Raw genomic sequence first — 11926 nt, forward strand, 5'->3', positions numbered from 1 at the left:
GCTCAACCCGGCAGGGGCGCCTCGTCACCGCCCCGGGTGCGACGCGGGGTGACCAGCCGACGGACCACCGGCGCGGCGTTCCACCGGGCCGCGCCGACCAGGTCGCGGGCGTGCTCCAGCACGGTGTAGTCGGGCCGGGCCAGGCCGTCGGCGATGGCCCGGTCGAGGTCGTTGCCGCAGCGGGTGAGCACGCTGTCGAAGTCCCGCCGGACCGGTTCCAGCAGGTCGTAGCCGAAGGAGCGGTGCAACCGGGCGAAGAGCGGCTTGTAGAGCCGGGCCCGCTCGTGCAGCCCAGACGAGTACGACATCGGGTTCTTCGGCCGCCGCCGGACATAGTCGGGCAGCAGGTCGGCGAAGGCCTGCCGGACGATCCACTTCTCCTGCCCGCCCCGCAGCTTCAGGTCCAGCGGCAGCCGCATGGCCAGCTCCACCACGCTGAGGTCGAGGAACGGCACCCGGGCCTCCACCCCGTGGCCCATGCTGGCCCGGTCCACCCGCTGCAACTCGGTCCGGCACAGGTTGCGGATCCGGTGCAGGAACAACCGGCGGGACCGCTCCGGCCCCACCTGGTGATACATCGGGTAACCGCCGAACAGCTCGTCCGAGCCGTCGCCGGTGAGCACCACCCGCACGCCCAGCTCGCCCAGCCGGCGGAAGATCGGCACCGAGACCACCGCGTTGATGATGTCGCCGTACTCGGTCAGCTCCGAGATCCGGATGGCCTCGCGCACGTCGGCCAGCCGGATGTCGCGCGGGCGCAGCTCGATCACCTCGTGCGGCACGTCGAGGTCGGCGGCGAGGCGTCGCGCGTACGCCACGTCGGGGCTACCCGGCGCGCCGACGGTCACCGCGACGCAGTCGGGGTGCAGCTCCCGGGCGTGCAGCAGCGCGAGCGTGCTGTCCAGGCCGCCGGAGAGCACCACGCCGACGGGGAGGTCGGTGTCCAGGCGGACCCGCATGGCGTCGGTGAGCGCGACCCGGACGAGCAGGGCGGCCTCGTCCGGGTCGTCGATCACCGGCAGCCCGGCGCCGACCGTGAGCAGGTCGACGTGCGGGCGCAACCGGACCGCGTCCGTCCCGGCCCAGCCGTGATGTCCCGGCGGCACCTCGTTGATCGGGGCGCCGTGCCCCACAAGCGCCTTGACCTCGGAGGCGACGTGCAGGCAGGACGGGCCGCGGGACCAGTAGAGCGGTTTCACCCCGAGCGGGTCCCGGGCCAGGTACGCCCGGCCGCTGTCCCGTTCGACCACCGCGAAGGCGTACTCGCCGCGCAGCCGGCGTACCGCCTCCTCGCCCCACTGGCGGAACGCGGCGAGCACCACCTCGGTGTCGCCGGCGGTGCGGAAGTCGTGCCCGAGCCGGGTCAGCTCGGCGCGCAGCTCGTGGTGGTTGAAGACCTCACCGTTGAAGCAGAGCAGGTGCCGCTCGTCGGGCGAGACCCAGGGTTGCACGGCCCGGTCGCGGTCCACGATCCGCAGCCGGCGCACGCCGGCGAGCAGGCCGTTCTCCTGCCGGGTCTCGGTCACCTCGCCGCGCGGGGCGAGCGCGGCAAGCATCCGACGGAAGGTGGCCGGGTCGGCCTCGGGGCCGATGCTCAACGCGATCCCGCACACCGCCTCACACCCCCATCTCGGCCTCGTACGCCCGCCGGAACCTGCGGCGGGCGCCGGGCGCGAGGCAGAGGTGCCAGGCCTGTCCCTCGTCGACCACGTTGATCTCACCGGCGTCCTGCCGGGCCAGCAGCAGGCCGGCGAGGGCGGCGCGGGAGCCGAACCGCTCGTACCATTCCAGCTCCACGTCGGCCGCCCAGCCCAGGCAGTGTCCGCTGGGCACCATGGCGGCGTAGCCCAGCCGGCGCAGCCGGTGCTGGTGCTCGGCGCTGCGGGCCAGGCTTGTCACCCAGAGCGGTGGCGTGCCGGGCCGGGTCACCGCGGCGAACTCCCGGGCCAGGTCGTTGAGGAAGGCGATCATCTCGCGTCGGGCCCGGGGGAACAGCAGGCCGGCGGTGTGCGGCGTGGCGCCCGGGCGCACCCGCCGCCCGAACGCCCGCAACCCGCGCCCGAGCACGGTGGCGGGCTGCTCCCGGTAGCGGAACTCGAGAAGTCCCCGGCGACGCGGCCATTCCAGGTCGACCAGGTCGACGCTGCCGCGCACCTGCTCGTCGGTGAGGAAGGTCGGGCTGTCCCGCCACCACAGCACGTCGACGCGGGACAGCAGATAGATCCGGACCAGGGCGGTCAGGTCCTGCGCCGAGGTGCGGGAGTTGGGCCGGTAGCGGGCCATCTCCAGCAGCAGCGTCTCCCGGGCGCCGACCACCCCCTGCGGGGTCCCGTCGAGCACCGCGGCGATGGCCGGCTCGCGGAGCCGTTGGTCGAGCAGCACCTGCCGGGCGCCCGTCGACGGCGCGTCCGTCAGCGCCCCCACCTCGACAAGCAGCTCCGTCACCGCGGCCCGGTACGCGGCCAGGTCGGGGCCCGCGTCGCCGGTGGGCGGCGCACCGGGCGGCAGTCGACGGGCGGGGGTGGTGGACGCGACGGCGGAGCCGGGTTGGCGGCCGGGGCTTCGGCTGGGCACTCGCATGGTCTCCGTCCCCTCTCGGCAGGACACGGTGTAATCAAGCCATAACACACGGTAATGAGCCGAGAGGGTGTCGCCGCGCGTAATGCCCGGATATCCTCCGAACAGTTTCTCTTTACACCGTCGACTCCGGCTCAGCCGCCCGGGCGGGGGCAGGCGGCGGCCAGCTCGCTCACCGTACGGGTGTCGCCGTCGTAGCTGCGGGCCGCCACGAACTCGCCGGCCGGACGGTGTGCCCCGGCGACCGCCCGGGCCCGGCGACGGTCCGCGCCCCGGAAGCGCAACGCCAGGCTCAGGTGCGGAACCCACCGGCCCGGCAGGTGCCACGGGTGCGCGCCGGTCGCCTCGGCCAGCACGTCCCAGACCGCGCCGTGCAGCGCGACAAGCTGCGGCGTCGGGTGGACCAACCAGACAAGCGGGGCGCTGCCGTCGAGGACCGCCAGCCGGTCCAGCCGCACGGGCAGCGGCAGCGCGGCGTCGCAGAGATCGGCCAGGCGCTGCTCGGCGCCGGGCGGGAACACGTCGACCGAGGCCAGCGTCAGGTGCGGCCGGTTCGTCGGGTGCGTGTTGCGGGCCATGCTGGGCAGGCCGGCGGCGGCGAGCCGGCTCCAGGCCGCCCGCACGGTCGCGTCCAGCTCCGGCGAGCAGAGCAGTTCCACCGTCCGCACCAGATCAGGCTAGACCCCGGCGACGCGCCACGACGTCCCGTGGGCCGGGTCCGCCGAGCCGCCCACGGGGGCCGGCCCGGGTGGCGTGGCGAACGTTTGCGCCGGTCGCCGCGACCCGCGTCGGGCGGTGATGAAAAGCTTGTCACATGAGCGCCGCACCGACCCCGACCGACCCCGCCACCCCCGCCGACGCCGAGGACGCCACCGCCTTCGCGGATCTCGGGCTGCGCACCGAGCTGCTGGGGGCGCTGGCCGCCCTGGGCTACGAGGAGCCGACCCCGATCCAGCGCGAGGCCATCCCGCCGCTGCTGGCCGGTCAGGACCTGCTGGGCCAGGCGGCGACCGGCACCGGCAAGACCGCCGCGTTCGCCCTGCCGCTGTTGCAGCGGATGCCGACCACGCGGCCGGACGGCGACCCGGTGTCGCTGGTGCTGGTGCCGACGCGGGAGTTGGCCGTGCAGGTCTCCGAGGCGTTCCACCGCTACGGCAAGGACCTGGGCGCCCGGGTGCTGCCGATCTACGGCGGGCAGCCGATCGGCCGCCAGCTGCGCGCCCTCGACCACGGCGTGGACGTGGTGGTGGCCACTCCCGGCCGGGCGCTCGACCACATCGCCCGGGGCACGCTGCGGTTGTCCTCGCTGACGACGGTGGTGCTGGACGAGGCGGACGAGATGCTCGACATGGGCTTCGCCGAGGACATCGAGGCGATCCTGGAGCACGCCCCCGCCGGCCGGCAGACGGTGCTCTTCTCGGCCACCATGCCGGCGCGGATCGACGGGCTGGCCCGCCAGCACCTGACCGATCCGGTCCGCATCCGGATCGAGCGCGAGCGACAGGTGGCCGGCGCGGCGCCCCGGGTGCGGCAGAGCGCCTACCTGGTGGCCCGGGCGCACAAGCCGGCCGCGCTGGGCCGGGTGCTGGACGTCGAGTCCCCCACCGCGGCGATCGTGTTCTGCCGCAGCCGCGAGGAGGTGGACCGGCTCACCGAGACGATGAACGGCCGCGGCTACCGGGCCGAGGCGCTGCACGGCGGGATGAGCCAGGAGCAGCGGGACCGGGTGATGGGCCGGCTGCGCTCCGGCACCGCCGACCTGCTCGTCGCCACCGACGTGGCGGCCCGGGGGCTGGACGTCGAGCAGCTCACCCACGTGGTGAACTACGACGTCCCGTCCGCGCCGGAGTCGTACGTGCACCGGATCGGCCGGGTGGGCCGGGCCGGCCGGGAGGGCGTGGCGATCACCCTCGCCGAGCCGCGCGAGCACCGGATGCTGAAGACGATCGAGCGCGTGACCGGCCAGCGGATCGTGGTCGAGAAGATCCCGACGGTCGCCGACCTGCGGACCCGGCGGTTCGAGCTGACCCAGGCCGCGGTGCGCGAGTCGGTGCTCGAAGACGACCTGGAGCCGTTCCGGGCGGTCGTCGAGTCGCTCACCGACGAGTTCGACCTGATGGAGGTCGCGCTCGCCGCGGTACGGCTGGCGCACGAGGCCACCCTGCCCGGCACGGCCGACGAGGAGGAGATCCCGCAGGTCGCCGTCCGCCCGGCCCGCGACGGGCGGACCGGGCCCGAGAGCCGGGACCGGCGCGGCAGCGTACGCTCCCGCGCCGCCGGCACCACGCAGGTCTTCATCGGACTGGGCCGGCGGGCCGGGGTACGGCCGCAGGACCTGGTCGGCGCGATCACCGGCGAGACCCGGGCCAGCGGGCGGGACATCGGCTCGATCGAGATCGCGGACCGGTTCTCGCTTGTCGAGGTGCCCCAGGCGCTGGCCGACGAGGTGATCCAGGGGCTGCGCGGGAGCACCATCAAGGGCCGTAAGGCGACCGTCCGGCGCGACCGCGACGGCACCGACCGCCACTGATGGTGTTAAGCGGGGCCCCCGCTTATGCAGAATGCGTTAAGCGGGGGCCCCTCCTTGCACCTCAGACGGTGGCGAGGGTCTGCGCGTCCACCTCGGCGGGGCGCAGCGCCAGAGCGAGCACGTCCGCGACGTCGGCGAGGGTGTGCACGGTAAGCGCCGCGCGGACCTCGGCCGGCAGGTCGTCCAGGTCCGGCTCGTTGCGCTTCGGGATGATCACCTCGGTCAGGCCGGCCCGGTGCGCGGCGAGCAGCTTCTGCTTCACGCCACCGATCGGCAGCACCCGGCCGGAGAGGGTCACCTCGCCGGTCATCCCGAACTCGGGCCGGACCGGCCGACCGGTGACCAGGGACGCCAGCGCGGTCACCATGGTGATGCCGGCGCTCGGGCCGTCCTTGGGCACCGCGCCCGCCGGCACGTGCAGGTGGATCCGCCGCCCGGCGAGGGCGTTCGGGTCCAGCCCGTACCGCCGCCCGTTGGAGCGCAGGTACGACCACGCGATGTGCGCCGACTCCTTCATCACGTCGCCGAGCTGGCCGGTCAGGGTCAGCCCCGGCTCGCCCTCCATGCCGGTGGCCTCGATGAACAGCACGTCGCCGCCGGCCCCGGTGACGGCCAGGCCGGTGGCCACGCCGGGCACCGCCGTCCGCTCGGCCGACTCCGGGGTGAACTTCGGCCGGCCCAGGTAGCGGGCCAGGTTGCCGGCGTCCACGCGGACCGGCGCCGGGTCGGTGGCAAGCGCGACGGCCACCTTGCGCAGGATCTTCGCCAGCGCCCGTTCGAGCTGCCGGACCCCGGCCTCCCGGGTGTACTCGCCGGCGATCAGCGCCAGCGCCTCGTCGGCGACTGTCACCTCCTCGGCGGTCAGCCCGGCCCGTTCCCGCTGCCGGGGCAGCAGGTGGTCCCGGGCGATGGCCACCTTCTCGTCCTCGGTGTAGCCGTCCAGGGTGACCAGCTCCATCCGGTCCAGCAACGGGCCGGGCACGGTCTCCACCACGTTTGCGGTGGCCAGGAACAGCACGTCGGACAGGTCGAGGTCGACCTCGAGGTAGTGGTCGCGGAAGGTGTGGTTCTGCGCCGGGTCGAGCACCTCCAGCAGGGCCGCCGCCGGATCGCCGGCGTAACCGACGGCCAGCTTGTCGACCTCGTCGAGGAGCACGACCGGGTTCATCGAGCCGGCCTCGCGCAGGGCCCGCACGATCCGGCCGGGCAGCGCGCCGACGTAGGTGCGCCGGTGGCCACGGATCTCCGCCTCGTCGCGTACCCCGCCGAGGGAGACCCGGACGAAGTTGCGCCCGAGCGCCCGGGCGACCGACTCGCCGAGGCTGGTCTTGCCGACGCCGGGCGGGCCGGCCAGGGCGAGCACCGCGCCGGAGCCGCGCCCGCCGACCACACCCAGGTTGCGCTCCGCGCGGCGGTTGCGCACCGCGAGGTACTCCAGGATGCGGTCCTTCACGTCGGCCAGGCCGGCGTGGTCGGCGTCGAGCACCGCCCGCGCCGCGGCCAGGTCGGTGTTGTCGTCGGTACGCGTGCTCCACGGCATTTCGAGCACCGTGTCGAGCCAGGTGCGGATCCAGCCCGCCTCGGGTGAGGCGTCGCTGGCCCGCTCCAGCTTGCCGACCTCGCGCAGGGCCGCGTCGCGGACGTTGTCCGGCAGGTCGGCGGACTCGACCCGGGCCCGGTAGTCGGCGGAGCCGTCCGGCTCGTCCTCGCCGAGTTCCTTGCGGATCGCGGCGAGCTGCTGCCGGAGCAGGAACTCCCGCTGGGACTTCTCCAGCCCCTCCCGGACGTCGGTGTTGATCTGCTCGGTGACCTCCTGCTCGGCCAGGTGTTCCTTCACCCAGCCGACAAGCAGTTCCAGCCGGGCGGTGACGTCCGGCGCGGCGAGCAGTTCGGTCTTCTGCGCCAGGCTGAGCCAGGGCGCGTAGCCGGCCGAGTCGGCCAGCTCGGAGAGGTCGGTCATCCGTTCCATGGCGTCGATGACCTGCCAGGCCCCGCGCTGCTGGAGCACCGAGGTCGTCAGCGCCCGATACTCGCGGGCGAGTTCCCGGGCCCGGCCGGCCGGGGCGGGCTCGTCGAGGGCGGTCGCCTCGACCCAGAGGGCGGCGCCGGGGCCGGGCACGCCGGAGCCGATCCGGGCGCGGGCGAGACCGCGGACCACTGCCGCCGGCTCACCGCTTGGCAGCCGGCCCACCTTCTCGATGGTGGCGACCACGCCCACCGACCCGTACTCGCCGTCGATGCGGGGCACGGCCAGCAGTTCCTTGTCGCCTGTCGCGCGGGCCGCGTCGACCGCGGCCTGGGTGGTGGGGTCGAGGGTCACCGGGATGACCATCCCGGGCAGCAGGACGGCGTCGGTCAGGGGAAGTACCGGAAGAGTTGCCATCGAACACCTGCCATCACGTTGGTTGAGCGTGTCTGACTCAAGTAACAAACCGTGCCCCTTGTTCCGGAGTGTGACCCACGCCACGGGTCCGCGCCCGGCCATTTGCCGGACCACCGATTTCGCGACCCGCCGAATGGAAAGGGGCGGGTATTGTTGCGGAATTACCGCCAGGTAGGTCAAACTCTTAGCCACACCCCGCCCGACACAGGGAGTAATGGCGATGGCAAGGAAAGTAATCACCGTTCTGACCGACGACCTCGACGGCGGAAAGGCCGATCGGACCGTCGAGTTCAGCCTGGACGGCGTGGCATACACGATCGACGTCTCCGACGAGAACGCGGGCGTCCTGCGCAAGGCGCTCGACCCGTACATCAGCGCTGGCCGGCGTATCGGCCGTGGTCCGGCCGACGCCGGCCGCGCGCCGCGCCGCGCCACCCGGCCGAGCACCTCGGGAATGGATCGCGAGCAGAACCGCGCCATCCGGGAATGGGCCGCCAAGAACGGCCACGAGATTTCCGAGCGGGGGCGCATCCCGGTCTCGGTGGTGGAGGCGTACAAGAACCGCTGAGCCTCCCGGTTCACCGTCGGGCACCCCGGGGTCACGCTGAGAAATCAGCGTGGCCCCGGATTGCTTTTGCCGGTCGCCAATTTTCATCCGGCAGGATCACCACGGCATGAAACTTCTTCTCCGGCCGACCCGCGCCGAGCCGGGACCGGGGCGAGGTCGCACGCGAAGCGGCCGGAGCCGCCCGGGGATGTCCCGGGCGGCTCCGGCCGTCGGTGTTCGAACTCAGTTGACCTGGATGCGCACCACGTCGATGGCGGGGGTCTGGTTGGCCCGCTCCATCATCGGGATGCGGTGCGAGCCGTCACCGGCCCAGACCGAGCACTGGGCCAGGCCCGAGTCCGGCAGGCCGGGGATCTGGATCAGCACGTCGTCCGGCTGGTTGCCACCCTTGCCGTCCTCGGTGGCGACGAAGAAGGCGGGCACGTCCTGCGGGTTCGGGGGCTGCCGGGTGCTGCCGAGCATCCGGCACGCGGTGTGGAAGTGGCCGCGCACCAGGCCCTGGTCGTTGAGCAGCGAGCTCTCCAGGTAGTAGCCACCCTGACCGGCGGCGAGGAAGCGGTCCCGCACCAGGTTCTTGGTGGTGACCCGGAGCGTGAACGGCTGGTTGCGCTGCACCTGGTTCGGGAACTGGGTGATCAGCAGCGACGGGTTGCTCGCCGCGGCACCGACCTCGCCGAAGGCGGTGCTCACGCACCGGTTGCCGTTCTGGAAGCCGTCGTGGCCCTGAAGCTTGCTGTTGGCGCAGTCCTTCGCCAGCACCTCGAGGCCGTTGTTCCCGCCGTTATTGCCACCGTTGTTGCCACCGTTGTTGCCGCCGTTGTTGCCACCGTTCTGGCCGCCGTTGTTGTTGCCGCCGTTCTGGCCGCCGTTGTTCCCACCGTTGTTGCCGCCGCCGTTCTGGCCGCCGTTCGGCGCGTTGTCGGTGAGGGCGCACGGAGCGAGCTTGTCCAGGCCCTGCGGACGCTGGCCGCCACGCCCGATCGCCGTGGCGATCCGGTTGAGCGTCGCGGTCCGCTTGTCGGCGAGCGGACGGAGAATGGCGTTGTTGATGAAGTCGCCGCCGTTACGTCCCTCGGCCGCGAGCCGCCGGTTCGCCTCGGCGATCTGGGTGTCCAGCAGGGCCAGGTTGCGGTCCACCTCGGCGCGCGCCCGGGCGGGCACCTGCGGCAGCTTGCTCTTGACGTCCGGGCAGGCCACGGTCGGGTTGCCCGCGCCGGCGCCGCCCGCCTTGGTCTGCTGGCACTCGGCCGACGACATCTGGCCGTCACCCCAGTGGTTGCGGACCCAGCGGCCGTTCTGCCAGGTCCGGGTGGTGCTGCCCTGACCACCCGGAGCGGTCGCCCCCGGGCTCGAGGCCACGCAGGACGCCGAGGCGACACGGGTGGTCCTCCGCTGGTCCTGGGCGGACGAGATCTGGGTGACGGCGACGATGCCGCCGAAGACCGCGAGCGTGCCGACCACGGCCAGCATCCGCTTGCTCCGCGCGTTACCGGATGACCGGCGCGCCCGTGTGGACCTGCGCATCGAATTGCTCTCCTTCTCGATCCGGTAGCTGACTCGTGATCCCGGCGGAAACTCGGGGTGGGACCACTGCGACGTTGCGGTCGCGCGTCAATGGCCGACGATGCCCTTCCGCACCGTCTCCGCGCCGTCGGTGGCGCGGCGGGGGATCTGCGTCCATTCCCGCTTAGGTACGGAGTGCCGTCGGCGAAGGTTCAACCGGAGATCGGAAAAAAATTGCGTGACCGGACGGTGACCGGATCGGCGGATCAGTCGGCGCAGAGATGGTCGAAGGCGAAGCCGCCGTCGAGGGAATCGCGCCTGTCGGCGAGCCGCCGCACCCGTTCGCGGAGGTCGTCGCGGTCCACCAGGGACGCCGCGGCGGGGTCCGGGGCGCGGAGCCGCTCCCCCAGCGCCATCGCGGCCAGGTCCTCGGCGAGCCGGCCCGGTTCCACCCCGCAGCCGAAGCCCCGGGACGTCAACCGCACCCGCTCCAGCAGGCAGCGCCCGGGCCGCGCCTCGACCCAGCTCCAGCCCTCCGCGGGGCCGTCGGTCCACCGCACGTGCAGGCCACGCACGATCGGGTCGGCCAGCCGACCGGCTACGTACGCCTCGACCGCGTCGGCCCGGGCCAGCGCGCCGAGGTCGTTGACCGGACCACGCCGGCCGTCGGGCAGCCGGCCCACGATGTCCCGGAACCCGATCGTGTCCCCACCGTCCGGGTCGGTGCCCTCGGCGTAGGAACGGGCGTCGAGCACGTACGCGACGAACCGGCGGACCTGCTCGCCCCCGCCGAGCGTCGACGACTCGACCCGCAGCAGCGGCAGGCCCACCGCGGCGCAGACCGCGTCGGTCAGCCGGTCGGCGCGGCGGGCGGGTGAACCGTCGGGCGCGGGCGGGCCGAACCGCACGGCGAACACCGGGAGGCGGGTGTCGGCGGCGCACACCACCAGGTCGAGAGCGGCCCGCCCGGCGGTGCTCCACTGGCTGCCGGTGACCCCGGGCGGACGGCCCTGCACCAGCTCGGCGAGGCGCCGGTCGGCGAAGCCGAGGTGACCGGCGCGGGTGAGCCGCGGCGCGGCCTCCGGCGGGACCGGCCGCAGCCAGGAGGCGGTCACGCCGCCGGTGCTCGTCATCTCGCCACAGTCCGTCCGTCGTCCTCGTCGACGCCCGAGTCTAGGGCGTCGATCATGGGAGCCGCCTCGGCGGTCCGGGGAGAATCCGGGCCACCGTCGGGCGGTGCGCCGCCGGGTCGGACGATCTAGGCTCGGCGGGTGCACAGCGGACGGACCCCGGAGCGGTTCACCAAACGCAGTCTCGTGGCCGTGTCCCACGCCATCGAACGGGCCGCGCTGGCGGAGGCCGAGGACGGTCCGCTCGTCGTGCTCGCGCTCTTCCAGCGGCTGCCGTACTTCGATCGGGAGCGGGACATCTACCGGCGGATCGCCGGCCGGGCCACCGCCACAGTGGTCGGCATGGTCGGCGGTCCCCCACCCGACCTGCCCGACGGGGTCCACCCGGTGGTGCTGGACGAGACGGAGGAGCTGGCCCGGGAGTGGAGCGTGGTGGCGCTTACCCCACGCTTCGGCGCCAGCCTGGTGGCGTACGACCGGGGTGAGGTCACGCCGGCCGCGACGCTTGAGACGGGCCGGCTCTTCGACGGTCGCTGGGGGTTCCGCCGGGACGCCGCGTTGCACGAGGTGATCCGGCTGCGCGAGCGGCTCGCCGAGCGGCTGCCCGGTCCGGCCCGGGCGGCGCTTGACGAGGCGGTCGCCCGGGTCCGGGACATTCCGGCCGGCGCGGGCGAGTCCCGGGCCGACGCGGCGCTGCGGTTGCTGGCCCGGCGCGGCGACCGGGGCGCGCCACCTGTCGAGACGGCGGACGGGATGCTCGACGAGCCCGGCCTGCGGCGGTGGTCAGGTGCGGACGGGGTGACCGCCTCCGGCACCCTGCCGGTGGCGCTCGTGGGCCTGCGGGTGGCCGAACCGGCAGGCGCGCCGGAGCGCTTCGGGCGACGCAGCGCCGCCCGGGAGAGTCAGGCCGTGCTCGCCGCGGTCACAAGCGTGCTGCGGCCGGTGGACCGGGCGGTCCGGGTCGCCGACAACGAGTTCCAGCTCGTGCTGCCGGCGCTCGGCGAACCGGAGGCGCTGGCCGTGGTGGGCCGGCTGCACGAGAGCATCGGCGCGCTGGCCCGGGCGTTTCCGTTCGTCGCGTACACCGTGCACGCGGCCGTCGCGGTGACCACCCGGCGGCCACTGCCGACGGCGGACCTGCGGGCCGCGGTGGAGTGGGCGGTACGCGAGGGCGTGCCGGTGGCGGGCCTGCCGCCGGAGCCCGCACCCGCCCCGGCCGGGGCCCGCTGACCGGC

The 11926-nt window shown here is 73.9% G+C and carries 9 protein-coding genes; 3 read left to right on the forward strand and 6 right to left on the reverse strand.

What is annotated here, in order from left to right:
• Positions 1–2: 2 nt before the first annotated feature.
• From SM450_RS10465 to SM450_RS10475, 3 genes are all read right to left on the reverse strand, one after another.
• Positions 3–1613: an asparagine synthetase B family protein gene (locus SM450_RS10465; RefSeq protein ID WP_474619503.1), complete on the reverse strand. Its 1611-nt coding sequence runs from the start codon at positions 1611–1613 to the stop codon at positions 3–5.
• A 4-nt stretch (positions 1614–1617) separates the two neighbouring features.
• Positions 1618–2580 carry a hypothetical protein gene (locus SM450_RS10470; protein ID WP_474619504.1) on the reverse strand — a complete coding sequence of 321 codons (963 nt, stop codon included), beginning with the start codon at positions 2578–2580 and terminating at the stop codon, positions 1618–1620.
• Between the two features lie 131 nt (positions 2581–2711).
• A complete protein-coding gene (locus tag SM450_RS10475; RefSeq protein ID WP_474619505.1) occupies positions 2712–3245 on the reverse strand; it encodes a 2'-5' RNA ligase family protein in 534 nt (177 codons plus the stop codon).
• 146 nt (positions 3246–3391) lie between these two features.
• Here SM450_RS10475 and SM450_RS10480 point away from each other — a divergent pair, with 146 nt between their 5' ends.
• On the forward strand, positions 3392–5107 hold the full coding sequence (locus SM450_RS10480) for a DEAD/DEAH box helicase (protein WP_474619506.1): 1716 nt from the start codon (positions 3392–3394) through the stop codon (positions 5105–5107).
• Between the two features lie 61 nt (positions 5108–5168).
• Here SM450_RS10480 and lon read toward each other — a convergent pair whose 3' ends face one another.
• On the reverse strand, positions 5169–7490 hold the full coding sequence (gene lon, locus SM450_RS10485) for an endopeptidase La (RefSeq protein WP_474619507.1): 2322 nt from the start codon (positions 7488–7490) through the stop codon (positions 5169–5171).
• A gap of 220 nt (positions 7491–7710) precedes the next feature.
• Between lon and SM450_RS10490 the strand changes: the two genes are divergently transcribed.
• Entirely contained in the window at positions 7711–8058 is a 348-nt protein-coding gene (locus SM450_RS10490) for a histone-like nucleoid-structuring protein Lsr2 (protein ID WP_474619648.1), read from the forward strand.
• A 222-nt stretch (positions 8059–8280) separates the two neighbouring features.
• Here SM450_RS10490 and SM450_RS10495 read toward each other — a convergent pair whose 3' ends face one another.
• Both SM450_RS10495 and SM450_RS10500 read right to left on the reverse strand, forming a co-directional pair.
• A complete protein-coding gene (locus SM450_RS10495; protein ID WP_474619508.1) occupies positions 8281–9582 on the reverse strand; it encodes a hypothetical protein in 1302 nt (433 codons plus the stop codon).
• Positions 9583–9827: 245 nt separating this feature from the next.
• Positions 9828–10694, reverse strand: a complete 867-nt coding sequence (locus SM450_RS10500; protein ID WP_474619509.1) for a DUF2726 domain-containing protein — start codon at positions 10692–10694, stop codon at positions 9828–9830.
• 138 nt (positions 10695–10832) lie between these two features.
• On the opposite strand from SM450_RS10500, the gene SM450_RS10505 reads away from it, so the two are divergent.
• Positions 10833–11921 carry a DICT sensory domain-containing protein gene (locus SM450_RS10505; RefSeq protein ID WP_474619510.1) on the forward strand — a complete coding sequence of 363 codons (1089 nt, stop codon included), beginning with the start codon at positions 10833–10835 and terminating at the stop codon, positions 11919–11921.
• The last annotated feature ends 5 nt before the right edge of the window (positions 11922–11926 follow it).

It is taken from the genome of Micromonospora marincola (assembly GCF_056150385.1).

Excerpts from the sequence above, each read along its gene's own strand:
- SM450_RS10470 (WP_474619504.1), bottom strand. The coding sequence starts at position 2,580 with ATGCGAGTGCCCAGCCGAAGCCCCGGCCGCCAACCCGGCTCCGCCGTC.
- lon (WP_474619507.1), bottom strand. The coding sequence starts at position 7,490 with ATGGCAACTCTTCCGGTACTTCCCCTGACCGACGCCGTCCTGCTGCCC.
- SM450_RS10480 (WP_474619506.1), top strand. The coding sequence starts at position 3,392 with ATGAGCGCCGCACCGACCCCGACCGACCCCGCCACCCCCGCCGACGCC.
- SM450_RS10490 (WP_474619648.1), top strand. The coding sequence starts at position 7,711 with ATGGCAAGGAAAGTAATCACCGTTCTGACCGACGACCTCGACGGCGGA.
- SM450_RS10500 (WP_474619509.1), bottom strand. The coding sequence starts at position 10,694 with ATGACGAGCACCGGCGGCGTGACCGCCTCCTGGCTGCGGCCGGTCCCG.
- SM450_RS10495 (WP_474619508.1), bottom strand. The coding sequence starts at position 9,582 with ATGCGCAGGTCCACACGGGCGCGCCGGTCATCCGGTAACGCGCGGAGC.